This window comes from Streptomyces sp. NA04227 (assembly GCF_013364195.1).
Lineage (GTDB): Bacteria > Actinomycetota > Actinomycetes > Streptomycetales > Streptomycetaceae > Streptomyces.
Genome location: NZ_CP054918.1, coordinates 2,917,027 through 2,940,703, shown reverse-complemented (window position 1 = coordinate 2,940,703; position 23,677 = coordinate 2,917,027). Strand labels below are relative to the sequence as shown.

The window sequence follows — 23,677 nt, the reverse complement described above, 5'->3', positions numbered from 1 at the left end:
TGGCTTCGTTACGCTTCCAGGGGTCAAAGGCTGACAAGGCGGTTTTCAAGGACGGGAGTTGGGGCCGGTATGGGAACGCCACGGACGCAGCGTCAGAAGTACGGCGAGGAACTGAAGCTGCGCCGCCTCGCGGCCGGGATGACGCAGGAGGCACTGAGCGCCATCGTCGTCTGCTCGCCCACACTCATCAGCCACTACGAGGCGGGTCGCCGTCTGCCCGGCCCCGAGGACGCCGAGCGGATCGACAAGGGGCTGGGGACGGACGGGTTCTTCTTCCGGTGGCTCGAAGACCTGGAATCCAAGTACGCCGACCACTTCGCCCTGGCCGCCGAGTTGGAGAAGCTGGCCACGGAAATCCGTCTGCATGCCATCTCCCTCGTGCCCGGCCTGCTCCAGACAGACGAATACGCCCAGGCCGTCTTCCGCGCCTACACCCCCAACTACCGCGCGGAGGAACTTGACCAGCGTGTGGTCAATCGAATGGAGCGTGCCCAGATCCTCGAAGACCCGTTGAACCCGGTCCTGTGGACGGTCCTGGACGAGGCGGTCATCAGGAGGTCGGTTGGCGGGCCGCAGGTCATGTCGGGCCAGCTCCACAAGATCGCCGACATGGCCGACTCCGGGCGGATGAGGCTTCACGTGCTGCCGTTCCGGGTCGGGGCACATGCGTTGCTCGGTAGCGCGCTGACCCTCATGTCCTTCGCGGATTCGGCGCCCGCCGCTTACGTCGAAGGGCTCCACACCGGACACCTGATGGACGATCCGGCCCTGGTGGACAGTTGCCGCACGAACTACGATCTCGCCCTGGGCGATGCGCAGTCGCGCAAGGATTCCGTAGCCCTTGTTCGGGCGGCAGCAGAGGAATATGCACATGGTCAGCACTGAATTCGTGACAGCCGATTCTTCTGCCTTTACGGGCTGGACCAAGTCGAGTTACAGCGGCGGGGACAACGGCGACTGCCTCGAAGTGGCCCCCGGCCACGACACCGTCCCCGTACGCGACAGCAAGCGCGCCGAAGGCCCCGTAGTGCTCTTCCCGGCGCACGGCTGGACCTCGTTCGTCTCGGCCGTGAAGCGCGGAGAGTTGTCCGTCTGAGCCTCAACACCAGGTGCGCTGTGCCGGGTCGATCGCTCCGCTCTGCTGTCGGCCGAACGGTCTGGATGCCCCGCCGCCCCGATGCTTGGCTGACGGTATGGAGATTCTGGTTCTGGGTGGAACGGCCTGGGTGGGCCGGGAGTTGTCACGGCAGGCGCTGGGGCGTGGCCATCGGGTGACGTGCCTCGCGCGCGGCGAGAGCGGCGAAGTCGCGGACGGGGCACGGCTGGTGGCCGCCGACCGGCAGGATCCCGCCGCCTACGAGCCGCTGCTCGACCGCGACTGGGACGCCGTCATCGAGGTGTCCTGGCAACCGGGCTTCGTACGCGGCGCACTCGACGCGCTCGCGGACAGAGCGCGGCACTGGGCCTACATCTCCTCTGTCAGCGCCTACGCGTCGCACGCGGCACCGGACGCGGACGAGTCGGCGCCGCTGCTCGCCCCGGCGGAGGGCAGCGAGGTCGATCAGGAGCTGTACGGCGAGGCCAAGTCCGCCTGCGAGCAGGCCTCGACGGCCGCCGTGGGGGACCGTCTCCTCATCGCACGCGCCGGTCTGATCGGCGGCCCCGGCGACGACAGCGGACGCTCCGGCTACTGGGCCGCGCGGGCGGCGCGCGATCCGCACGCGCCGATGCTGGTGCCCGACACCCCGGACCTGGCGACCCAGGTGGTCGACGTACGCGACCTTGTCGCCTGGCTGCTCGACTCCGCCGAGAAGGGCACTACGGGTACGTACGACGCCGTGGGCCCGGTCGTGCCGCTCGCGGAGTGGATCGAGCTGTCCCGGGCGGCGGGCGGCCACACCGGTCCGCTGGTGAACGCGGATTCCGCGTGGCTGCTGGCGAAGGGCGTGGCCGAGTTCATGGGCGAGGAGTCGCTGCCGATGTGGCTGACGGAGCCGGACTGGGAGGGCTTCTCGGCCCGCAGCGGCGCCGCCGCACGCGAGGCGGGCCTGCGCCACCGCCCCCGTGCGGAACACCTCGCCGACACCCTGCGCTGGGAGCGCGAACAGGGCCTGGACCGCCCGCGCCGGGCGGGGCTGAGTGCCGGGCGGGAGCGGGAACTCCTCGACGCCTGGCGGGAGGAGCGAGACGAGGGCCAATGAGGGTCGCGGGGGCCGGTCGTGACTCTGGCCCCGGCCTCATCACTCCCGAACTCCGCCCGATCCAGGGCCTTTTCACCCGGAATTCGTCCAGTTAACCACCGGCGTGGAGCGCGGCTTCCGCATACGGGTCGGGTCACCCTCGATCGAGGGACGCAGGACGTGGCATCCCACACGGACCGGCGGATCTTGAGTATCACCTACATGTGATCAAGAACCACATGCGCGGATTCGCGCCCGTAATCGTCGCTTGCACCGCTGTCGCCTCGCTGGCCGTCGCTTCGGCCCAGGCAGCCGCTCCGAAGACCTTCGGAGCGGAGAACACCCCCATCAAGCACCAATGGTCGCTCGCCGACCATGAGGTGACCCTCTACTTCGGGATGAAGAACCTCCAAGGCGAGGTGACGATGCAGAAGAAGGCCCTGCAGTTCCTGACGGAGTCCGAGCAGGTACGCATCCTGGACCAGCAGGGCCGGACCTTCGAGGTGCCCGCCGAGGTCAGCATGGACAACGGCAGGACCTGGAAGAGGTCGAGCAACTCCGGACTCAACTGCACCTTGGGCAACCACCCCGGTTACCAAGTGGTCGACTGCGACAACACCAACACCACCCGCTGGGAGAAGAACAGCATCCTGCGCTGGGGCCTGCCGGTCGCCCTGGTGGCGACGAAGACCGCCGACGACGTCCACGTCGGCACCCTGCGGATGGCCTTCGAGGCGACCTCGGGGTGGTCCAAGCAGGAGTACGCGGCACCCGAGATGAGGGCTACGGCCAACATCACGGGCTGAGCGGCCCGGACCGAGTCACGGCCACACCTCGCTGTCCCGGCGCCTCCGGCATCCGAACGAGCCGGGGGCGCCGAGGCTGACCGGGCCCCGAGAGTGTGTGCGGCGGGTTCACCCCGAGTCCGTGGCGGGCTCGGCAAGTACGACGTCGAGGAGGCCCGGGAACCGCTGGTCGAACTCGGGGCGGCGGAGCCGGTTGAGCCGACGCGTTCCCTCGTCGCGCTGCTCGACGAGTCCGGCGGCGCGCAGTACGGCGAAGTGGTGGCTGCGGGTCGCCTTGGACACGGGCAGGTCGAAGGTTCCGCAGGCGCGCGTCCAGTCGGGGGCACCGGCCAACTCCCGGACGATGGTGCGCCGTACCGGATCGCCGAGCGCGTCGAAGGCGTCCTGGAGCGACACCTCGCTCGGGTGGGTGTGGGTGAGGTTGCGACTGCGGGCGGACACGGGGCGATCCTCTGCGGGTCTTCGGCGGCGGGGTTCGACGACTGGGTTCGGCGACGGGTTTCGACGACGGGTTGTTCGATGGTGAGCGAACATTGATATGGTCGATGCTCATCGAACACTCTAGTCCGGGCTCCCGGCTCCCGGCACCGGGCTCCGGGCTTCCGGGGAAGCGAGGGTTCTCATGCCTCTGGTCCGTATCGACCTGTCCGCGACGAGGCCGCCCGACGTACGGCGGGCGATCGCCGACGGGGTGCATCAGGCGCTCGTCGACGCGATCGGTATTCCGGCGGGTGACCGCTTCCAGATCGTCACCCCGCACGCTCCCGAAGAGCTGATCTTCGACCCGGAGTATCTCGACGTGGCTCGCCAGGACGTGGTCTGTGTCCAGATCACTTTGGTGGCGGGCAGGCCCACAGAGCTCAAGCTCGACCTCTACCGACGGATCGCGGCCCACCTTGCCTCGGCCGGAGTGCGTCCCGAGGACGTGTTCGTCACGCTCACCGAGAACGCGCTCGACGACTGGTCCGCGGGCAACGGCCTGGCTCAACTGGTCGATCGGGGCGGGGTGGTGGGTGTGCCGGCGGCTCACGCGCCCAGGTGAGCCAGCGCCCCGTCCGCCACCGGATACGGCCGCTCACGCGGCAGGAGGTGCCGGGCCACGTCCAACTCCCCGGCCCGTACGTGCTGGTGGACCGTACGCGCGAGTGCCGTGACGTCCGTGATGGACACCGTCCACTCGTCCGCGTAGCGGCGTGACGCCTCGCCGGTCAGGCCGAGTTGGAGGGAGCGGTGGGGCAGCGGACGCAGGTGCAGATCGCGCTCGGGGTCCCACTGCACGCGGGCGGGTGTCCGCTTCAACCGGGCTTTCCACGCGGCGGGATCGGTGTGCAGGTCCTGGTCGTAGTGGGACAGGCAGGAGTGCTTCAGTGCCCACTCGAAGCCCTCGCGGGTGATCTCGACGGCGAGGACGGTCTCCTGGCGTTCCTTGGTGCCCCAGCCGCAGCGGTACATCATCCACAGGAACGACGGCTTGATCCAGGTCATACGGTCCCGCTGCCATGAGGAGGGGAAGTGGCCTTCGCGGGCGGCCGGGACACCGATCCCGGGTGCGTACGCCTGGTAGACGGTGACCGTGGACTCCGTGTGCACGGCCCGGATCTGACACCTCGGGACCGCTTCGGATTCGGCTGTGGGCTCGGCTTCGGGCTCGGCTCTGGGCGGTGTGCTGTTCTCTGTCATGGGGCCAAGAGTGGGCAGGCCCCGCCGCCCCTGCCAGCGAATTACCGTGGTGAGCGAGGTCCGGGGAAATTCTCGTGAGCGGCTGACTGCCTCGGGTTAAGCTGCCTCGTTTTCACAGGCCAGGGAGGTCCCGCACCATGAGCAGCAGCACCTTGCCGTTTCCCGACCGGATCGAGCTCACCGGTGAAGGTCTCGTACTGCGTGACTGGACGGAAGCGGATCTGGCCGCCATGCCGGGGCTGTTCGACCATCCCGACATCGCGTACTGGACGCCGATCGTCTCCCCCTTCGACGAAGCGGCCGCCCACGTACGGCTCGCCCGCGCCCGGCAGTTGCGGGCGGAGGGCACGTCCATTCTGCTCGCCATCACCGTCGACGGCGGTGCGCCGCTCGGCGAGGTGATGCTGCGGCGCGCACCCGAGGGTACGGAGATCGGTTACGCGGTCGGTCCGGCGTACCGCGGCCGGGGGCTGGCCGCGCGGGCGGTACGGGTGATGGCCACGTACGCCTTCGAGCAACTCGGCGTGGACCAGGTGATCCTGGAGCTGGAGGCCGAGAACGCCGCCAGCGTCGCCGTGGCCACTCAGGCGGGCTTCGGCCTGCTCGACGTGCCGCTGATCGAGGGGGAGGAGAAGGGGCGGCCCTACGTCCTGCAGACGTGGGGCCTGCGGTCACCACGGTGAGGGAGTTCAGGGGATTCAGGGTGTTCAGGACGCTGCCACGGATCCGTTGAGCTACGGACCGACCGGTCAGGGCGGGTCGGGGCCGGTCGGGGACCGGTCAGCTGTACGCGATCCCCGTCAGAACACGGACCAGCCGGTGAGCGTCGTGAAGGCGTCCAGGGCCGCTGTCCCGGCGACGGAGTTGCCCCGTGCGTCCAGGCCCGGGCTCCACACGCACACGGTGCAACGGCCCGGGACCACCGCGATGATGCCGCCGCCGACACCGCTCTTGCCGGGCAGCCCGACGCGGTAGGCGAAGTCCCCGGCCGCGTCGTAGGTGCCGCAGGTGAGCATGACCGCGTTGACGCGTTTCGCCTCACGGCCCGCCAGGAGTCTGGTGCCGTCGGCCCGCAGTCCGTGCCGGGCCAGAAAGCCGCCCGCGAGGGCGAGATCCCGGCAGCTCATCGCGATCGAGCACTGCCGGGAGTAGTGGTCCAGGACGGTCGGTACCGGGTTGTCGAAGTTGCCGTAACTCGCCATGAAGTGGGCGAGGGCGGCGTTGCGGTCACCGTGCGCCGTCTCGGAGGCGGCGACCTCCTCGTCGATGGCGACGGACCGGTTGCCGCTCTCCTCGCGCAGGAACTCCAGGACCGTGCCGCTGGGATCCTCGGTGAGCGACAGCAGCCGGTCCGTGATGACGAGCGCGCCCGCGTTGATGAACGGGTTGCGCGGGATGCCGTTCTCGTATTCCAGCTGCACCAGGGAGTTGAACGGGTTGCCGGACGGCTCCCGGCCGACGCGTCGCCAGATGTCCTCGCCGTCCCGGGCGAGGACCAGCGCCAGGCTGAACACCTTGGAGACGCTCTGCACGGAGAACGGAACCTGCCAGTCGCCCACCCCGGCCACCTCGCCGTCGACGTCCGCGACGGCCATCCCGAAGCGGTCCACGTCCACGGAGGCCAGGGCCGGGATGTACTGGGCCGCCCGGCCGTGACCCATGTGCGGCTGCACCGCGTCGACGACCTCGTCCAGCAGCGCCTGGTAGTCCATGTTCCCTCTACCTGTGTCTCTGCGTCTTTGCGTGCGTGCCTGCGTGCCTGTGTGCCTGTGTGTCAGTGCGCCTGCGTGCCTCGCGCCTGTTCGGCCCCGGCGTGCTGTTCGTTTCCGGGTACGGTTCTGGCCGCACAATAACCCCGGACCTGGCGGGAGTCATGGTGCGGCAGGAGGAACGCGCGAGTCCGTTGTCGCATCCTGCGAGGTGACCGACGGGTGCCGATCCGCCAGGCCGTGCCCATGTCCACAGACCCGGATCGACAGACTGAGGGCCCACCCATGCACCACCAGAACCTGCCGTTCGCCACCGACTTCACCGCCGACCTCGCCACCGAACTCGTCCGGGGCGCCGTGGAGTTGGAGCACACCGAGCGCGGCGGAGTGCTGCCGCACCGGCTGCCCGCCTGGGCCCGATCCCAGTACCCGGACCCGCAGTTGGCGATGGTCGAGTCCCAACCCTCCGGCGTACGACTGGTGTTCCGCACCCGGGCGACGGTCATCGAACTCGACGTACTGCCCACCAAGCGGATCTACACAAGTGCCCCACCGCGGCCCGACGGGCTGTACGAACTGCTCGTCGACGGGCGCCCCGCCGGTCAGGCCAGGGCGAGCGGCGGCAACGTCCTCACCATCGACATGACCACCGGCGCCGCGGAGTTGACCCCCGGCCCCACCGCGACGATCCGCTTCGAGGGGCTCGGCGGGGACAGCAGGCTCAGCGGGCGAGGCGGCGCGGACGGCGACGAGGGGGCGGCCGCGAAGGACGTCGAGATCTGGCTGCCGCACAACGAGACCACCGAGCTGATCGCCCTGCGCACCGACGCACCCGTGGAAGCCGCGCCGGAAACGGGCCGACGGGTGTGGCTGCACCACGGAAGTTCGATCAGCCACGGCACCGACGCCGCCGGGCCCCTGTCCACCTGGCCCGCGCTCGCCGCCTCCCTCGGCGGCGTGGAACTGCTCAACCTGGGCTTCGGCGGGAGCGCGCTGCTCGACCCGTTCACGGCCCGTACGATGCGGGAGCTCCCGGCCGATCTGATCAGCGTCAAGATCGGCATCAACCTCGTCAACACGGACGCGATGCGGCTGCGGGCCTTCACCCCGGCCGTGCACGGCTTCCTGGACACCCTCCGCGAAGGGCACCCGACGACACCGCTCCTGGTGATCTCGCCGCTGCTGTGCCCGATCCACGAGGAGACCCCGGGGCCCAGTCTCCCGGACCTCTCCACGCTCGGCACCGGTGAACTGCGCTTCAGGGCCATGGGGGAACCGGCGGAGACCGCGAGCGGGAAGCTGACCCTGGCCGTCATCCGGCGGGAGTTGTCCCGGATCGTGGAGCAGCGGGCGGCCGAGGATCCGCACCTCTACTACCTCGACGGGCGGCGGATGTACGGAGAGCAGGACGCCGTCGAACTCCCGCTCCCCGACGCCCTCCATCCGGACCCCGTCGCCCATCGCCGCATCGGCCGCCACTTCGCGGACCTGGCCTTCGCACCGGGCGGCCCTTTCGGGCGGGTTCAGCCCAGCTCGCGCAGCAACGCCCCCACGATCGGCCCGGCCGACTCGCCGCCGTGACCGCCCTGGAGCACCACGCCCGAGGCCGCGAGGTCCCCCTTGTACGCGGTGAACCAGCCGTTGGGCTGCTTTTGGCCGTCGACCTCGGCGGAGCCGGTCTTGGCGCCCATGTCGCCGCCGACGCCCGCCATGGCCTCGGCCGCGGTGCCGGAGGTGGCCGTGTAGTTCATCAGTGTGCGCAGGGCCGAGACCGTACCGGCGCTCATCTTGCGGGAGGCCGTGGCGAGGGTGCGGTTGTCGAGGTCGGGGGAGACCAGGTAGGGCTGGCGGAAGGTGCCGGTGCTCGCGGTGGCCGCGACCGAGGCCATGTTCAGCGGGTTCATACGGACCCCGCCCTGGCCGATGAGCGAGGCGCCCATCTGCGCGTCGCTCTGCACCGGGACGGCGCCGTCGAAACTGGGCACGCCGATCGCCCAGTTGTCGCGGCCCAGACCGAAGACCTCCTGGGCCTGCCTGGTCAGGTCGTCGTCCTTCAGCTCGGGCGCCTGGCTGATGAAGGCCGTGTTGCAGGAGCGGGCGAAGCTCGTACGGAACGTGCCGTCCTTGATCTCGAACTTGTCGTCGTTCTGGAACTTCCAGTGCCCGTAGGTGAAGTACTTGGGGCAGGGGTGCTTCTTGTCGACCTCGGCGAGCTTCTTCTCCAGGAGCATCGAGGCCGTCACGACCTTCATCGTGGAGCCGGGGGCCAGCGAGCCCTGGAGGGCCGTATTGAAGCCGTCCGGTTCGGAGTTGGCGACGGCCAGGATCTCGCCGGTGCTCGGCTTGAGGAGCACCACCGAGGCCTTCTTGCGGCTCGCCACCTGCTTCTCGGCGGCCGCCTGCGCGGTGGCGTCGATGGTGGTGCGCACCTTGCCGGGCTTGCCCTCGGTCAGGGTGAGCAGGGTGGTGTCGGGCTCGTCGTCGCCGCCCGAACTCGCCTTGGGGGCACCGCTGTCGTCCTCGGCGCCGTCCTCCGCGCCGTGTACGGCGCGCAGTTCGATACCGGCGCTGCCGCCCGCCTTCTCGCCGTACTTCTCGCGCAGCCCGTCGAGCACCGCGCGCAGCGAGGGGTACTTCTTCGGGTCGAGCGCGGCGCCGTCGCGGTCGACCGCCTCGACGGGCGGGGTGCCCGCCTCGCCGGTCACCAGCCGGTCGCCCTTCTCGCGGAGTTGGGGATGCAGGACGGACGGCGCCCAGCTGATGAGCACCTTGCCGGTCTCGGGCTTGCGCTCCACGTTCAGCCCGGACTTGTAGGTCAGGGCCTGGGTGTGTCCCTCGTACGAGACCTTCGCCCGCACCGAGAAGGCGACCTTCGTGCCGGTGACGGCGCCCTGGGTGAGCTTCACCTCGCTGATCCGGGCGTCGTCTCGGTAGCCGGTGAGCGCGGTGCGGGCGGCCGCCGGGTCGGTGGTGCGGGCCGCGGCGGCCTGGGTGTCGCCGCGCTGCCAGGCGTCGAGGAAGTCCTTGGCCACCGCGCGAACCGTCGGGGTGGCGGGCGGCAGGTCGAACATCACGTTCTTGCCGTCGGCGGCCAGGGCCGATTCGGAGCCTTCCGCCGCGGCCAGGCCGTAGCCGCCGGCTCCGGCGGCGAGGGCGAGTACCGCGATCGCCCCGCCCCAGACCGCCGGGTGCTTGCCGCCGCTGCCCGGCACGCTTCTTCTGCTGACGCCCACTGTGGTCCCTGCCCTCGCTGCTCGGGGACCGCCGCCGGTCCCGTCCGCCCTCCGGCCCGGCTCCTTCGCGGCCGAACCGCCCACATCCGCCCGTCCCGTGTTCCCTGCCCGCCGGGCGTACCTTCCCGGAGGCCGACTCAGGCCGGTGGGGGGCCCGGAAGGTAGTACGTGGCCGGGTCACTCTACGGCCGCGCCGGTACCCGTGGCACATGCCGGGTGCGAAAGCGGTCAGGGTCACCAGCGGTCCGGTACGGGAGGCGGCCGGGGCGCGTGCGGAGGCGGTGCCGTACGGGCGTTCGGGGCGGACAGCGCTCGCCGTCGGCCCGGGCGGATGTTTGCATGGGCTTGTGCTGCCCAGACGACGGCGCAGGTCCGCCACGCCCCGAGCCCCGGGGGCCCCGCGCCCGCGCGGCGGGGTGCGCTCGCTGCTGAACGTGCGCAGCGTCGCCGGGCAGGTCTTCCTCGTCGAGTTGCTGATCGTGCTGCTGCTCGTGGTGGCCGCCGTGACGGCGGTGACGCTGGAGGCGCACTCCCGTACCGAGGAGGCGGCGCGCAAGATCACCAGGGCGGCGGCGCAGTCCTTCGCGTACTCGCCGGGCATGGTCGAGGCCCTGGAGAGCGAGGACCCGACGGCGCGGCTCCAGCCGCTCACGCGGCGCATCAGCAAGGAGAACGACCTGGATTCGCTGGTCGTCTTCAACCTGGACTACGTCCAGCTCACCTCCCCGTACCCCTCGTTCATCGGCCGCCCCTACGAGCTGCCGGACGAGGTCAGGGACCGGGTGGTACCGGAGCTGCGACAGGGCAGGACGGTCACCTTCACCCTGGAGGAACGGAGCGGGTACCACTCCATCACCACGGCCGTGCCCATCTTCGCCCCCGACCGGTCGCCGAAGGGCGTGGTCGCCGCCAACATCGGCGTCGGGCGGGTCGACGAGGTGGCGTACTCCAACCTGCCCGTGCTGCTCGGCAGCGCGGCCGGTGCGGTGGCCCTGGCGGCGGCCGGTACCGCGCTGGTCTCGCGCAGGCTGCTGCGCCAGACCCGGGGGCTCGGCCCCACCGACATGACACGGATGTACGAACACCACGACGCCGTCCTGCACGCGGTACGCGAAGGGGTCCTGATCATCGGCGGCGACGGGCGGCTCGTCCTCGCCAACGACGAGGCGCGGCGGCTGCTCGGCCTGCCCGCCGACGCCGAGCACCGTCCCGTCGCCGAGCTCGGCCTCGACGCGGACACCGAGGCGCTGTTCACCACCGAGGAGACGGTCACCGACCGCGTGCACCGGGAGAGCGGCCGCCTGCTCGTCGTCAACAAGCGCCCCACCGCCCCCTACGGTGGTTTCCCCGGCGGCGTCGTGACCCTGCGGGACTCCACCGAACTGTTCGAACTCACCGGCCGCGTCGAGGTCGCGGGCCGGCGCCAGCAGCTCTTGTACGAGGCAGGGGTCGGCATCGGCCGCACCCTGGACGTGGGCCGTACCTGCGAGGAGCTGGCGGCGGTGGCGGTGCCCCGGTTCGCCGATGTCGTCGCCGTCGACCTGCTCGACGAGGTCCTGCGCGGCGAGGAGCCGGAGGGCTCCGGCTCCCGGCGCAGCCTGATCCGCACGGCCCTGCGCGGCGCGGTCGCCTCCGAGGGTTTCCGCGCGCCCGGCGAGGGGTTCACACCGGAGCCGGGGGCGCCTCAGGCCCGGAGTCTGGACAGCGGGCGGGCGTTGCTGGTGACGGAGGAGGGGGAGTGGGGGGAGGCGGGCGCGCGGGCGGAGGCGGGTGAGCGGGCGGAGGCGGGCGAGGCCACTTCCGGAACGTCCGTCGCTCCCGCACCCGAGACTTCCGCCTCCGAGCCGTCCTCAGGATCCGGCTCCGCGTCGGTCTCCACCGCCCATGGGCCCGCGACCGGCTCCCTCATCACCGTGCCCATGGCGGTACGCGGGGTCGTTCTCGGGCAGGTGACCTTCTGGCGCCGGGCGGGGTCGGTGCCGTTCGCGGAGGACGAGCTGACGCTGGCCGAGGAACTGGCGGGACGGGCCGCCGTGTCCGTGGACAACGCCCGCCGCTACAGCCGCGAGCACGGCATGGCGATGGCCCTCCAGCGGAGCCTGCTGCCGAGCAGCCTGCCGAGACAGAGCGCGGTCGACGTCGCGTTCCGCTATCTGCCCGCGAGGGCGGGCGTGGGCGGCGACTGGTTCGACGTGATCACACTGCCCGGCTTCCGTACCGCCCTTGTCGTCGGGGACGTGGTCGGCCACGGCATCCACGCCGCCGTGGCGATGGGGCAGCTGCGCACCGCCGTGCACAACTTCTCCGCCCTGGACCTGCCGCCCGACGAAGTCCTCGGCCGCCTCGACGAGTTGGTCGCCCGCCTGGACAGCGATACGAGCGGCACCCAGATCACCGGCTCGACCTGCCTGTACGCGATCTACGAACCGGTGACCGGCATCTGCACGATGGCCAGGGCCGGACACCTGGGACCCGCCCTGGTCGCCCCCGACGGCACCGCCAGCTACCCCGAGGTGGCGGTCTCGCCGCCGCTCGGCGTGGGCGGGCACCCCTTCGAGACGACGCGGCTGACGCTCTGGGCGGGCTCCCAACTGGTGCTGTTCACCGACGGGTTGGTCGAGAGCCGCACCCACGACCTCGACGAGGGCATGGAACGGCTGCGCTCCGCACTGTCCGGCACCGCCCCGCGCGACCCGGAGGACCTGTGCCGCGCGGTCATGGAGCAGATGCTGGCCCCTTCCCGCGCCGGTGAGCCCCCCGCGCCACTCACCGACGACGTGGCCCTCCTGGTCGCCCGTACCGGACTGCTCGACCCGGTACGCGTGGCCAACTGGGAGGTGGCCATGGACTTCGCCGCCGTGGCGTCCGTACGGGCGGACTGCGTACGGCAGTTGAGGCAGTGGGGCCTGGACGAGATCGTCTTCACCACCGAACTCGTCATCAGCGAACTCCTCACCAACGCCATCCGCTACGGCGCCCCGCCCGTCCGCGTCCGCCTGCTCTACGAACGCAGCCTGGTCTGCGAGGTCTCCGACGGCAGCAGCACCTCCCCGCACCTGCGCTGGGCGAGCACCACCGACGAGGGCGGCCGCGGGCTGTTCCTGGTGGCACAGCTCGCCCATCGGTGGGGGACGCGGTACACGCCGGAGGGGAAGGTGATCTGGTCGGAGCAGTTGGCTACGGGGGAGGGGGGTGAGGGGAGCGAGGAGGCAGACGGGGAGGCAACGCCTGCAACGCCTTCACCCTCCAACGTCCCACCGCCTAACGGAGGTTCAGCGAGCGGCGGGCCGCGTTGATGACGTTCTGGGCGTCGGCCCCGTACACAGCCGATTCGCTGAGGGTCTGCCAGACCTTCTTGTACAGGGCGACGTTGTCGGCGTCGTCCAGCCACAGTTCGGCGTGCCAGTCCTCGGCGACGACCAAGCGGTCATCGAGGACCCAGAAACCGTTGGCGGGCACGATCTTGACGGACGCCGTGAACGGGATGACGCCCAGCTCGACCGTGTCCATTCCGACCATCCCGGCAAGGCGGTCGAGTTGGGCGGCCAGCAGCGAGGGTGGGCAGATCAGCGAGCGCAACGCGGCCTCCCACATGAGCACGTGCAGGGTGCGGCCGGAGCGGTACAGCCACTCCTGCCGCTGCACCCGCGAGCGCACCGCGTCCTCGATGTCGTCGGCTCCGCCGAGCAGTTCCGCGTAGCGTCGGATGACGTGGCGCGCGTAGTCCGGGGTCTGCACCAGCCCGGCGATCACCGACTCTTCCCAGACCCATATCTCCGAGGTGCGGTCGATCTCGGCGCTCAGCCCCTCGTGAAGAGGCTTGAAGCCGTTCGCCAGAGCCCTGCGCCATGACCTGATGTGCGACTCGAACCCCGCCAGCCGGGCGGCGAGTTCGGGGTACGCCCCAGGTTGCTCGGTCGCCTGGGCCCACGCCCTCAGGTCCTCGGGGGTGGCCGTCTGTTTGCCGTTCTCCAGCTTGCTGACCTTGGAGCCCGGCCAGCCCAGCCGCTCGGCGAGCTGTCGACCGGTCAGCCGACCACCAGGGCACAGGAAACGGAGTTCGCGCAGCCGCGCCCCCAACGCCGCCCGTGCCTGCTGGTAGTCGGTGCTCACAGCTCACGCACGCTACTCGTCCGTGGCCACCTGCTCGGCGAACCGGTCGAGTGGGATCGCGTGGTGCATCGCCGCGTCACGCACCATGGCGTACCGCACCACCTCAGCCGGTTCGGTGATCAGCTCGATGCCGATCAGGTTGTCCTCGTTGTCGAAGTGCAGCAGGGCGACCAACCGTGAGTCGAAGATCCAGAAGTCCTCGGCGGGCAGACCGACCTCGTCGGCGCCCTCGCGCCACACGTACCGGATGTCCTCGCCGAACGCGGCGTTGTGCCGGGCGTAGTCGAGCAGGAACAGCTGTTCCGTGGTGGGCGGCCTGTCGGCTACGCGGACGCGGCCCACACGCTTGCCCGCGTCGGTCTGGGTCTTGATGGTGAGGAACCAGGGTTCGCCCGGGTCGCAGGGCGAGGAGCCGGTGGCCAGGAACGCTTGAAAGTCTGGGTCCTGTCGGTCCGATGCGTAACCGCGCCGGGTCTCCAGCCTCCAAGCCGTGTGCTTGAAGGTCTCGAAGAGACGGCGAAAGGTGGCTCGGTCGACGAGTTCCGGCACCCGCTCCCTCTCCTTCGGTCCCCAGTTCACGAGCAGTTCGCGCGGCACAGCCACGGCTGCCTCGTCGGCCCCCAAGTGCTGGAGCTGTGCGAGGTCCTCGGGGTCGGTGACGGGTGTGCCCTGCACGATGATGTCACCGGTGCCTTCGTCCGTGTGCAACGCGGGGCAACCATCGATCTTGCTGTCCGTGCCGATGAAGCGCAATTGACGAACCATGGACGCTCTCCCTTCCTGTCCTGCTTCCCGCGGGTGTTGGTTCAACAGGATGGCCAGGAGCCCGGCTCGGCTCCACGGGGTCGCGCACGGCTTGGGAGAAAACAGCGGCAACCTTCCTTGCGTGTCGAGAAAATTCGAGAAAATACGATGTCGTCAGCCAACTCGTCGCTCCTAGCGTCTGGTTCATGGCTACGAACGAACACGGCGAGGCCGACCCGCATACGGCGGCGGAAACCCTGAGAGCGGCGCTGTCCGATGCCGGGATCGTCCTGCCCTCACTGGGTGTCGACCCGGCCTCCCCCACGCTGCGGCTCGTCGACCTGGGGCGGGTGCGCTCCGACGTAGCGGCCTGCCTGGCCGAAGTGATCCGGCGAGGGGCGACAGGTGAGGGCGAGGAGCGGCAGCAGGCCCGGCGAGAGCCTGCCCGTGCCCCGAACTCGGCGGGCAGCGCCGGAGGCCTTTCGTGAGCTCCCCGGACACGTCGGCCATGTCCGCCGAATGTGCCCTCGCCCAGCAATCCCACTGCGAGGACATTCACCGTGAGTGATGGCGAGGGGCGCCCAACTATCGTCATGACGCGCACAGTTGGGCTCCCCCTGCATCACTCTCACAACCGCGGATCCACCGGCTCCGACTCCAGAGCCAGTACCGCGAACACGGCCTCGTGCACCCGCCACAGCGGCTCGCCCTCGGCCAGGCGGTCCAGGGCCTCCAGGCCGAGGGCGTACTCGCGCAGGGCCAGGGAGCGCTTGTGGCCGAGGGAGCGGCCGCGCAGTCGCTGGAGGTGCTCGGGGCGGGTGTACTCGGGACCGTAGATGATCCGCAGGTACTCGCGCCCGCGTACCTTCACGCCGGGCTGGACCAGGCGCTTCGAGCCGTCCCGTACCCCGGGCGTGGACGGCTTGACGACCATGCCCTCGCCGCCGGCCGCCGTCAGTTCCAGCCACCAGTCGGTGCCCGCGCGTACCGACTCGGCGTCGGCGGTGTCGACGAGGAGCCGCCGGGTGGTTTGCAGCAGGGGTCCGGCTCCCTCACCCGTACCCTCCGTCAGCGCCGCGTCCTGCGCCACCAGCCGGTCGATCAGGGCGAGTTGCTCGTCGTGCGGGAGCAGCGCGAGGCTCTTGCCCCGTACCGCCAGGATCTGGAAGGGCGCCAGCCGTACGCCCACGAGGCCGTCGGTGGGCCAGCAGTACCTGCGGTAGGCCTCGGTGAACGCGGCGGCGTCCGCGGCCCGTTCGCGCTGCCGGTCCAGCAGCGCGCCGACGTCCGCGCCGCGCGCCTTCGCGCTCTCCAGGGCGTCGAGCACCCCGGGGAAGGCCGCCGCCGCGGCCGCGCCGACGGAGGCGTACTGGGACCGCAGCAGCCCCGACGCCTTCAGCGACCACGGCAGCAACTCGGCGTCGAGGAGCAGCCAGTCGGTGTCCAGCTCCTCCCACAGTCCGGCCGCCGTCACCGCCGCGCGCAGCCGCTCAAGTACCCGTTCGGTCATCGCCCGGTCCGTGAAGAACGACCGGCCGGTACGGGTGCAGACGGCGCCGGTGGGGCCGTCCTCACCGCTGCCGGGCACACCGAAACGCTCACGGGCCGCCGCCGCGTCACGGCACACCAGGACCACGGCGCGCGAGCCCATGTGCTTCTCCTCGCACACCACCCGCCCCACGCCGTCCGCCGCGAACTGCGCGAAGGCCTCCGCCGGATGCTCCAGAAAGCCTTCCTCGCGGGAGGCCGCGGTGGGCGCCATGGTCGGCGGCAGATACGGCAGCAGCCGCGGATCGATCGCGAACCGGCTCATGACTTCGAGCGCCGCCGCCGCGTTCTCCTCCCGCACCGCCACCCGGCCCAGGTGCCGGGTCTCCACGACCCGCCTGCCGGTGACGTCGCCGAGGTCGAGCGGCCGCCCGTCCTGGCCGCCCGGTGCGGCGGCGCCGAGCGGCTTGGCCGGCTCGTACCAGACCTTCTCGGCCGGTACGTCGACCAGTTCGCGTTCCGGCCAGCGCAGCGCGGTCAGCCGTCCGCCGAACACGGCACCGGTGTCCAGGCAGATGGTGTTGTTGAGCCAGCTCGCCCGGGGCACCGGAGTGTGCCCGTAGACCACGGTGGCGCGGCCCCGGTACTCCTCCGCCCACGGATAGCGCACCGGCAGCCCGAACTCGTCGGTCTCGCCGGTGGTGTCGCCGTACAGCGCGTGCGAGCGGACCCGGCCCGAGGTGCGGCCGTGGTACTTCTCCGGCAGGCCCGCGTGGCAGACCACCAGACGCCCGCCGTCGAGCACGTAGTGACTGACCAGCGAGTCGATGAACTCCCTTACCCGCGCGCGGAATTCCTCGCTCTCGCCCTCCAACTGGGCCAGTGTCTCGGCGAGTCCGTGCGAGACCCGCACCTTGCGGCCCGCCAGGTGACGGCCGAGCTTGTTCTCGTGGTTGCCGGGCACGCAGAGCGCGTCGCCCGCGGCGACCATGCCCATCACCCGGCGCAGGACACCCGGGCTGTCCGGACCGCGGTCCACCAGGTCACCGAGGAAGACGGCGGTACGGCCCTCGGGGTGGTGCCCGTCGACGTAGCCGAGCTCGGCGAGCAGGGTCTCCAACTCGGCGGCGCAGCCGTGCACATCGCCGATCAGGTCGAAGGGGCCGGTGAGGTGAGAGAGGTCGTTGTAACGCCGCTCGCGGACGATCCGCGCCGCCGAGACCTCCTCCTCGCCGCGCAGCACATGCACCCTGCGGAAGCCCTCCCGCTCCAAGTGCCGTAGCGAGCGCCGCAGTTCACGGGTGTGCCGCTGGATCACCCGGCGCGGCATGTCCGCCCGGTCGGTGCGCCGTGCGTTGCGCGCGGCACACACCTCCTCCGGCACATCGAGCACGACCGCGATCGGCAGTACGTCGTACTCCCGTGCCAACGCGATGAGTTGACGCCGCCCCTCCTGCTGCACATTGGTCGCGTCCACCACGGTCAGCCGCCCGGCCGCCAGCCGCTTGCCCGCGATGTGGTGCAGCACGTCGAAGGCGTCCTTGCTGGCGCTCTGGTCGTTCTCGTCGTCGGCGACAAGACCGCGGCAGAAGTCCGAGGACAGCACTTCGGTCGACTTGAAGTGCCGCCGCGCGAAGGTCGACTTACCGGAGCCGGAGGCGCCGACGAGGACGATGAGGGAGAGGTCGGTGATGGGGAGGACGCGGCCGGGCTCGGTGGGTTCGGTGGCTTCGCCGGATCCGGTGGCTTCGCCGGGCTGGGTGGCTTCGGCGGACTTGGTGGTCTCGCCGGGCTCAAGGGCCTCGCTCGGCTCGGGGGCCTCGGTGGTGGGCCGGTTCTCGTTGTTCGGGTTGCTCATGCCGCTGCCTCTCCCTTCCTCTTCTCGTCCTCTTCCCGCCGGGTGAAGACGGCCATCTGTGTCGGCGGCCCCACCTCGGGGTCGTCCGGCCCCACGGGGACGAGCCGGAACCCGTAGCCGTAGCGCTCCGCGACCTGCCCTGCCCAGTCGGCGAACTGGCCACGGTTCCACTCGAAACGGTGGTCGTGGTGGCGGACCTCGCCCGCCGGCAGCGTCTCCCAGCGCACGTTGTACTCGACGTTGGGCGTGGTCACCAGGACGGTGCCGGGCCGGGCGGCGCCGAAGACCGCGTACTCCAGGGCGGGCAGCCGCTCCTCGTCGAGGTGCTCGATGACCTCGCTGAGGACCGCGGCGTCGTAGCCCTTGAGCCGGGCGTCGGTGTAGGCGAGCGAGCCCTGGACGAGGCGCACGCGTGCGGCCTGGCGTTCACCGAGCCGCTCCAGGCCGATCCGGCGGGCCGCGAAGGTCAGCGCCCGCATCGAGACATCTACTCCGACGATCTCCGTGAACACCGGGTCGGCCAGCAGCTCCCGTACCAACTGCCCCTGCCCGCAACCGAGATCGAGCACCCGGCGGGCCTGCGCCTGGCGGAGGGCGGTGAGCAGGGCGGTGCGGCGCTGGACGGCGAGGGGCTGGGGGCTCGGGTGGGCGTCGCGGGCGCCGTCGGTGCTGTCGCTGTCGTCGGTGTTCTCGTCCGCGCTCACGGCGTTGTCGACGCTCTCGGCCGTACGGTCGTCGGCCTCGGCCAGTCGCAGCAGCTCAAGGCGCTCGTCGGCGGCCCGGGTGAGGGACCGGCGACGGGCCAGATAGCGGCTGGTGATCAGAGCCTGCTCGGGGTGTCCGGGGAGCCAGCCCTCGCCCGCGCGCAGCAGCTTGTCGACCTCATCGGCGCTGACCCAGTAGTGCTTGCTGTCGTCGAGCACCGGCAGCAGCACATACAGGTGCCGCAGCGCGTGCGCGAGCGGCATCCGGCCGTGCAACTCCAGGCGTACGTAACGCGAGTCGCCCCACTCGGGGAACTGCTCGTCGAGCGGTACCGGTTCGGCGGCGACGGTCCAGCCGAGCGGCGCGAAGAGCGCGTGCACCAGCTCCACACCGCCGCGCGCGGACACCGCGGGCACGGTGACCACCAACGGCAGTTCCCGCTCCGGCAGTTCGGGCCGCGCCACGCACTGTCCCTTCAGCGCGCTGGAGAACACCGCGCCGATGGCGACGGCAAGCAGCGAAGAGGCCGCGTACGGCCGGTCGTTGACGTACTGCGCCATCGCCGCGTCCGGCGCCCCGCCGCGCCCCTTCCCCCGCCCGTGCCGCACCAGCGCCGCAGGATCCACATCGAGCAACAACGCCGCGCGGCATTGCTCCGCCGCCGCCTCTGGGTAGAAGACGTGCGCGGTGCCGTAGGAGGTGGAGAACGCCTGCGCCCGCCCGGGATGCTTGTGCAGCAGAAATCCCAGGTCGGTCGCGGGGGCGTCCGGGGTGCCGGTGGTTTCTATGGTGAGGAACACGCGTACGAGTATTGCCGGGGGAATCGCGTAGGACTAAGGCTTTTCGGGGAAGGGCGGCCGTGAGCGGGTCCCGGTCACCAGTGACCAGTCACTTGTCACCGGTCACCGGTCACCGGTCCAATTCAAACCAGACCGTCTTTCCGATCGTGCAATGGGCGTTGATCCTTCGCGGAGCGACTTCCCAGCGCGAGGAAAGCAGCGCCACCAGAGCCAGCCCCCGCCCTCCTTCGTCGTCCTCTTCTGCGCGGCGTGCCTCGGGAATGACATCGCACGCGTCCGAGACGGCTACCCGTAAACGCGCGGGAGTCAGGCTGAACTCGGTGCTGATCTCGCGCCCGGGTGAAGTGCGGGCATGCCGTACGGAGTTGGTCATCAGCTCCGAGAGGAGCAGTACGCCGACTTCGGCAAAGAGGGCTGCCGTGTCCGCTTCCTGCTCGGCGATCCCGACGGGGAAGTGACGCGGCAGCGCGAGCAGATCGAGGACGTCAAGCTCACGGTTTCCACGCGGATCGGGGTGATGCTGGAGAACCTGGAGAGGCTGGGCGCCGTGGACAGTCTTGAAGTGCGCTTCTCGGCTGCCGAGGACGCGGTCAACCATGTGTCCCTGTCGGTCTTGCGCTTCGACGACCATGCATTGGTCACGCCACATCTCGCCCGGTTGGTGGGACACGACTCGCCGCTGCTGCACCTTCGTCGTTATGGGCAGGGCGGGATGTTCTCCCGATTCGCCGAGCACAGTGAGGAACTGTGGTCCCGGGGGAGGCGCATCGGACAGGGTGGCTGAGTGTGGGCGTGGACCCGACCACCGTCACCCGGGATACTTCCGACATGGCAAATGTCGAATTGGCCCCTTCCGTCATGCGCTTCTACAGCGAAACAGTCAACGAGGGCACCCGTCTCCGCCACGCCGCCGACGGCCGTCTCGAACTTGAGCGGACCAAGGAACTCCTGCGGCGCTTTCTGCCTCCGGCGCCCGCGCGGGTACTGGACGTCGGTGGCGGTACCGGCGTGCATGCCGAGTGGCTGGTCGAGGACGGCTACGACGTTGCCCTGGTGGATCCGATCGCCCGGCATGTGGAGCAGGCGTCCGCCATCTGCCCGGCTTCCCTTGGGGACGCCCGCGCTCTGGAAGCGGCCAACGACACATACGACGTAGTGCAGTTGCTCGGCCCGCTGTATCACCTGCCGGAAGCCGACGACAGGCGCCGGGCCCTCGCGGAGGCCCGGCGCGTGGTGAAGCCGGGCGGGTTGATCGCCGCGGCGGCGATCAACCGGTACGCCTCGCTCTTCGAGCACGTCACGTATGCGCATCTGCACACCGAACGTATGCAGGCCTCGATCTCCAAGATCCTGAGTACGGCTGTCCACGATGGCCCAGGCTTCACTCTGGCGTACTTCCATCGTGCCGAGGAACTCGCCGACGAACTCCGCGAGGCGGGGCTCGCCGAGGTGGAGGTCTTTGGTATCGAAGGCCCGGCCTGGTCGCTCGTCAAGGCCGCCGAGCAGCAGCCCGGCGAGGGGCCGACCGAGGATCTGATCGCCTCCGCGACGGCGGCCGCGCGGATGGCCGAGCCGTATCCCGAGCTGCTTGCGGCGAGTTCGCACCTGCTCGCGGTGGGGCGGGCGCCTGGGGCGGCAGTCTGATCGGCACTCCGGTGGACTCCTTGAAGCTGGACGGTGACCGAGATGTCTTCGGTTTGCTTCAGGCCTGGGAACCGGAGGTGTAGCGCGCCGGGTTCCGGCTCCTCAGGACCTCGATCACGCTGGTCGCGCTGCTGTCCGCATAACCGGCTGCCGCGCCGTGCCGGAAGATCTCCAGGACCGCCCTGGGCAGCGAGGTGTCGACTCCCGCGTCCCTGGCGGTCTGCAGGACATGGTCGACGCTCGCCACACCCATGGTGAGTTTCTCGATGTCGCCCGGGTATTCACGTGCGTCGATCCTCGGCGTGTAGTGGGCCAGGAAGTCCGGCATTCCGGCGAGTACGGATGACGCGGACGGGAGGATCTCCTCGGCCGGGACACCGTGGGCGTCGGCCAGTGCGAGCGCATGCAGCCAGCCGAGCACCGTCGTCCAGAACAGGTCCATTCCCACCTGGTAGTACACCGCCGCCAGTCCGGGATCCTCGCCGCGGAAGTCCGTGCCGGTGAGTACCTCCAGGGCCTCCCGGTGTGCGTCGAACGCCTCCTTCGAGCCGCTGTAGAAGGTGGAGAATCCGGGCCGCCCGATGTCCGGCGGTGAGGCCTGTACGCCGCCGGTCAGGTACCGGGCGCCGTGTCCTGACGCCCACCGCGCGGCGCTGCGGGCGTTCTCGGGTGTGTCCGAGCCGAGATTGACGAGGACCCGGCCGGACAGCGCCTCGGTGGCCGACTCCAGTACGGCATACATCGCGTGATGGTCCGTCAGGCTGAGCACGACCAGTTCGCAGGCGGTGAGTGCGTCGTGGAGGGTGGCGGCCCGGTCGGCTCCCGCGGCCACCAGTTCGTCCGCCTTGCCCGCGGTCCGGTTCCAGACGGTGACGCGGTAGCCCTTGTCGAGGAACGCGCTCGCCATCGCGCGTCCCATGGGGCCGAGACCGATGATCGAGACTGCTCGTACTCCCGGCGCTTCCCGTACGCCCTGCACTTCCCGTACGCCCTGCACTTCCCGTACGCCCTGCACTTCCCGCATGTTCTGCACTTCCCGCGCTTGTTGTACGTCCTGCACTTTCCGTACTTCCTGCTCGCTCATGGCGCCCCGCGCGTCAAAGCCGCAACGCGCTCTCCGCTCACTCGCGCGCCGCTCACTCCGGCTTCCTGAGGACTTCGGTCAGGGCCGAGATGCTGTGGTCGGCGTGGCCTGCCTCCGCCGCCCGCTTCACCAGGTCGTTCAGCGGGGCGAGCCACGATGCGTCGACGTTCGTCTCCGCTGCCAGCTCTTCGTCGTGGGCCGCGCCCGCGAGGAAGAGGTTCACGGAGGACGCGGCATCGGTGTAGTCGCCGCTGTCGATTTCCCTTGCGTAGATGGGCAGCAGGGACTTGATCATGTCCAGCCACTTCTCGGCGAACCGCACTGTGCTGGCTGCCTCCAGCCCACGGGCCCGCACGATCGCGGCACCCTGGAAGAAGCCGACGAGCGCGGGGAGCAGCATGCCGCCCACCGCCATCTCGTACAGGGCCGCGAGATCGGGCTCGGCCCCCAGGTGGACGGTGTCGCCGCCCAGTACCTTCAACGTGGTCTCGTACTCGTCGAAAACCGTCCTGTCGCCGCCGTAGTAGAGCAGCGTGTCCGGCGCTCCCACCGCCGCGGGCACGTTCTTCACCGCTCCGGCCAGGAACCGGGCGTCGCGGCCGGTTGCCCAGGCGGCCATGGCGCGGGCACCGGCGGGCGAACCGCTGTTCAAGGTGACAAGCGCGCGCCCGGACAGCGCCGCCGCGGCCGGTTCCAGGGCGGAGAGCGTGTCGTCGAAGGTGGTCAGGCACGTGACCACCAGGGGGCTCGCCTCGACCGCGGCCCTCACCGACCCGGCGTGGACGGCGCCCTTTGCGACCAGCGGCGCGGCCTTGGCCGGGGTGCGGTTCCACACCGTCGTCGGGTGCCCGGCGTCGACGAACGCTTCGGCCAGCGCCCGGCCCATCGAGCCCAGTCCGATGACGGTTACGGGGGTGGGGGTGTTTCCGGTCATGTGTAACTCCAGTCGGCAGTCGGGTTGTTGGGCAGCAGCGGCCCCCGCCTCCGGCGAATCGCGAACAGGTGAGAACGCGATGACGTGATGCAGCGAAGAGGTGAGGACGCGAAGAGGTGAGGACGCGAGAAGACGCATACGCGAGTCGGCGAGTAGGCGAGTGCGCGAGTGCGCGAACACACGAATACCCCGGCTACGCGGATGCATGAATGGACGGATGCGCGAACAAGTGCGCCCGGCGTGCTGCCTGTTCCATCCTGGAGCCGCACGCACATTCCATCAAGTACCTACAATTCTGTTAGGTACCCACATTTTTGTCAGCGGGAGTGCGGATGGCCAACCGGACCTATGTCTGCGGACTCGATGCCGCGATCGCCGTCATGGGCGGTAAGTGGAAGGGTCTGATTCTGTTCTCGATCGGTGAAGGGCCGTTGCGCTTCGGGGAGTTGAGGAGGGCGGTGCCCGGCATCAGCGAGCGGATGCTGATCCTTCAGCTCAGGGAGATGGAAGCGAGTGGCCTGGTGCACCGCGAGGTCTACCACCAGGTCCCGCCCAAGGTGGAGTACTCGCTGACAGAGTTCGGCCACTCCCTCAACGCGGCACTCGGACCCCTCGGCGAGTGGGGCGAGGAGCACATGGAGCGTATCCAGGCCCTTCCCTGACCGGCCCCCCTGCCGACCGGCAGCCCCCGCGCCCTTC

At 70.2% G+C, this 23,677-nt stretch carries 21 protein-coding genes and 2 pseudogenes; 12 read left to right on the top strand and 11 right to left on the bottom strand.

The genetic code is table 11. The features are described from left to right. Nucleotides 1-69: 69 nt before the first annotated feature. The 4 genes from HUT18_RS12530 to HUT18_RS12515 all read left to right on the top strand — a co-directional run bounded on the left by HUT18_RS12530 (nt 70) and on the right by HUT18_RS12515 (nt 2,986). Nucleotides 70-885, top strand: a complete 816-nt coding sequence (locus HUT18_RS12530; protein WP_176100462.1) for a helix-turn-helix transcriptional regulator — start codon at nt 70-72, stop codon at nt 883-885. Continuing rightward, nucleotides 872-1,096: a DUF397 domain-containing protein gene (locus HUT18_RS12525; RefSeq protein ID WP_176100461.1), complete on the top strand. Its 225-nt coding sequence runs from the start codon at nt 872-874 to the stop codon at nt 1,094-1,096. Before HUT18_RS12530 ends, HUT18_RS12525 begins: the two co-directional genes overlap by 14 nt. A gap of 97 nt (nt 1,097-1,193) precedes the next feature. Next, the gene (locus HUT18_RS12520) at nt 1,194-2,201 is read left to right on the top strand and encodes an NAD-dependent epimerase/dehydratase family protein (protein ID WP_176100459.1); all 1,008 of its coding nucleotides are present in this window, start codon (nt 1,194-1,196) and stop codon (nt 2,199-2,201) included. A 203-nt stretch (nt 2,202-2,404) separates the two neighbouring features. Further along, on the top strand, nt 2,405-2,986 hold the full coding sequence (locus HUT18_RS12515) for a hypothetical protein (RefSeq protein ID WP_176100457.1): 582 nt from the start codon (nt 2,405-2,407) through the stop codon (nt 2,984-2,986). A 108-nt stretch (nt 2,987-3,094) separates the two neighbouring features. On the opposite strand, the gene HUT18_RS12510 is transcribed toward HUT18_RS12515, so the two are convergent. After that, a complete protein-coding gene (locus HUT18_RS12510) occupies nt 3,095-3,427 on the bottom strand; it encodes a helix-turn-helix transcriptional regulator (RefSeq protein ID WP_254878555.1) in 333 nt (110 codons plus the stop codon). 181 nt (nt 3,428-3,608) lie between these two features. On the opposite strand from HUT18_RS12510, the gene HUT18_RS12505 reads away from it, so the two are divergent. Further along, nucleotides 3,609-4,028 (top strand): tautomerase family protein, encoded by a 420-nt coding sequence (locus HUT18_RS12505; protein ID WP_176100454.1) that lies wholly within the window; start codon nt 3,609-3,611, stop codon nt 4,026-4,028. Here the strand turns inward: HUT18_RS12505 and HUT18_RS12500 are convergent. Further along, nucleotides 4,013-4,666, bottom strand: coding sequence for a DUF4291 domain-containing protein (locus HUT18_RS12500; RefSeq protein WP_176100452.1), 654 nt, complete (start codon nt 4,664-4,666; stop codon nt 4,013-4,015). The two genes, HUT18_RS12505 and HUT18_RS12500, sit on opposite strands and share 16 nt — an antisense overlap. A 137-nt stretch (nt 4,667-4,803) precedes the next feature. Between HUT18_RS12500 and HUT18_RS12495 the strand changes: the two genes are divergently transcribed. Next, nucleotides 4,804-5,349, top strand: a complete 546-nt coding sequence (locus HUT18_RS12495) for a GNAT family N-acetyltransferase (RefSeq protein ID WP_176100450.1) — start codon at nt 4,804-4,806, stop codon at nt 5,347-5,349. 117 nt (nt 5,350-5,466) lie between these two features. Here HUT18_RS12495 and HUT18_RS12490 read toward each other — a convergent pair whose 3' ends face one another. Continuing rightward, entirely contained in the window at nt 5,467-6,378 is a 912-nt protein-coding gene (locus HUT18_RS12490) for a glutaminase (protein ID WP_176100448.1), read from the bottom strand. 282 nt (nt 6,379-6,660) lie between these two features. On the opposite strand from HUT18_RS12490, the gene HUT18_RS12485 reads away from it, so the two are divergent. Further along, nucleotides 6,661-7,956: a GDSL-type esterase/lipase family protein gene (locus tag HUT18_RS12485; protein WP_176100447.1), complete on the top strand. Its 1,296-nt coding sequence runs from the start codon at nt 6,661-6,663 to the stop codon at nt 7,954-7,956. On the opposite strand, the gene HUT18_RS12480 is transcribed toward HUT18_RS12485, so the two are convergent. Then, nucleotides 7,899-9,587, bottom strand: a complete 1,689-nt coding sequence (locus HUT18_RS12480) for a penicillin-binding transpeptidase domain-containing protein (RefSeq protein WP_254878554.1) — start codon at nt 9,585-9,587, stop codon at nt 7,899-7,901. The genes HUT18_RS12485 and HUT18_RS12480 overlap by 58 nt on opposite strands. A gap of 455 nt (nt 9,588-10,042) precedes the next feature. Here HUT18_RS12480 and HUT18_RS33700 point away from each other — a divergent pair, with 455 nt between their 5' ends. After that, the gene (locus HUT18_RS33700) at nt 10,043-12,904 is read left to right on the top strand and encodes a SpoIIE family protein phosphatase (RefSeq protein ID WP_254878553.1); all 2,862 of its coding nucleotides are present in this window, start codon (nt 10,043-10,045) and stop codon (nt 12,902-12,904) included. Here the strand turns inward: HUT18_RS33700 and HUT18_RS12470 are convergent. Next, entirely contained in the window at nt 12,870-13,721 is an 852-nt protein-coding gene (locus tag HUT18_RS12470; RefSeq protein ID WP_176100445.1) for a helix-turn-helix transcriptional regulator, read from the bottom strand. The genes HUT18_RS33700 and HUT18_RS12470 overlap by 35 nt on opposite strands. Before the next feature lie 12 nt (nt 13,722-13,733). Next, on the bottom strand, nt 13,734-14,486 hold the full coding sequence (locus HUT18_RS12465; protein ID WP_176100443.1) for a DUF6879 family protein: 753 nt from the start codon (nt 14,484-14,486) through the stop codon (nt 13,734-13,736). Nucleotides 14,487-14,671: 185 nt separating this feature from the next. Between HUT18_RS12465 and HUT18_RS12460 the strand changes: the two are divergent. Next, a pseudogene (locus tag HUT18_RS12460) lies at nt 14,672-14,863 on the top strand (hypothetical protein); the annotation flags it as partial. A 230-nt stretch (nt 14,864-15,093) separates the two neighbouring features. Here HUT18_RS12460 and HUT18_RS12455 read toward each other — a convergent pair. From HUT18_RS12455 to HUT18_RS12445, 3 genes are all read right to left on the bottom strand, one after another. Further along, nucleotides 15,094-17,811, bottom strand: coding sequence for a polynucleotide kinase-phosphatase (locus HUT18_RS12455; RefSeq protein ID WP_176100441.1), 2,718 nt, complete (start codon nt 17,809-17,811; stop codon nt 15,094-15,096). After that, on the bottom strand, nt 17,808-19,316 hold the full coding sequence (locus tag HUT18_RS12450; protein WP_176100439.1) for a 3' terminal RNA ribose 2'-O-methyltransferase Hen1: 1,509 nt from the start codon (nt 19,314-19,316) through the stop codon (nt 17,808-17,810). Before HUT18_RS12450 ends, HUT18_RS12455 begins: the two co-directional genes overlap by 4 nt. Nucleotides 19,317-19,425: 109 nt before the next feature. Then, the gene (locus tag HUT18_RS12445; RefSeq protein WP_176100437.1) at nt 19,426-19,689 is read right to left on the bottom strand and encodes an ATP-binding protein; all 264 of its coding nucleotides are present in this window, start codon (nt 19,687-19,689) and stop codon (nt 19,426-19,428) included. Between the two features lie 39 nt (nt 19,690-19,728). Between HUT18_RS12445 and HUT18_RS12440 the strand changes: the two are divergent. Further along, nucleotides 19,729-20,100 (top strand): annotated as a pseudogene (locus HUT18_RS12440) (XRE family transcriptional regulator); the annotation flags it as partial. 44 nt (nt 20,101-20,144) lie between these two features. Continuing rightward, nucleotides 20,145-20,960 (top strand): bifunctional 2-polyprenyl-6-hydroxyphenol methylase/3-demethylubiquinol 3-O-methyltransferase UbiG, encoded by an 816-nt coding sequence (locus HUT18_RS12435; RefSeq protein WP_176100435.1) that lies wholly within the window; start codon nt 20,145-20,147, stop codon nt 20,958-20,960. 58 nt (nt 20,961-21,018) lie between these two features. Here the strand turns inward: HUT18_RS12435 and HUT18_RS12430 are convergent, their stop codons facing one another. Next, complete coding sequence (locus HUT18_RS12430; protein ID WP_303246540.1) at nt 21,019-22,044, bottom strand: NAD(P)-dependent oxidoreductase; 1,026 nt, start codon at nt 22,042-22,044, stop codon at nt 21,019-21,021. Between the two features lie 52 nt (nt 22,045-22,096). Next, the gene (locus HUT18_RS12425) at nt 22,097-22,978 is read right to left on the bottom strand and encodes an NAD(P)-dependent oxidoreductase (RefSeq protein WP_176100433.1); all 882 of its coding nucleotides are present in this window, start codon (nt 22,976-22,978) and stop codon (nt 22,097-22,099) included. A 332-nt stretch (nt 22,979-23,310) separates the two neighbouring features. Here HUT18_RS12425 and HUT18_RS12420 point away from each other — a divergent pair, with 332 nt between their 5' ends. Continuing rightward, nucleotides 23,311-23,640 carry a helix-turn-helix domain-containing protein gene (locus HUT18_RS12420; protein ID WP_176100431.1) on the top strand — a complete coding sequence of 110 codons (330 nt, stop codon included), beginning with the start codon at nt 23,311-23,313 and terminating at the stop codon, nt 23,638-23,640. Nucleotides 23,641-23,677 lie beyond the last annotated feature (37 nt).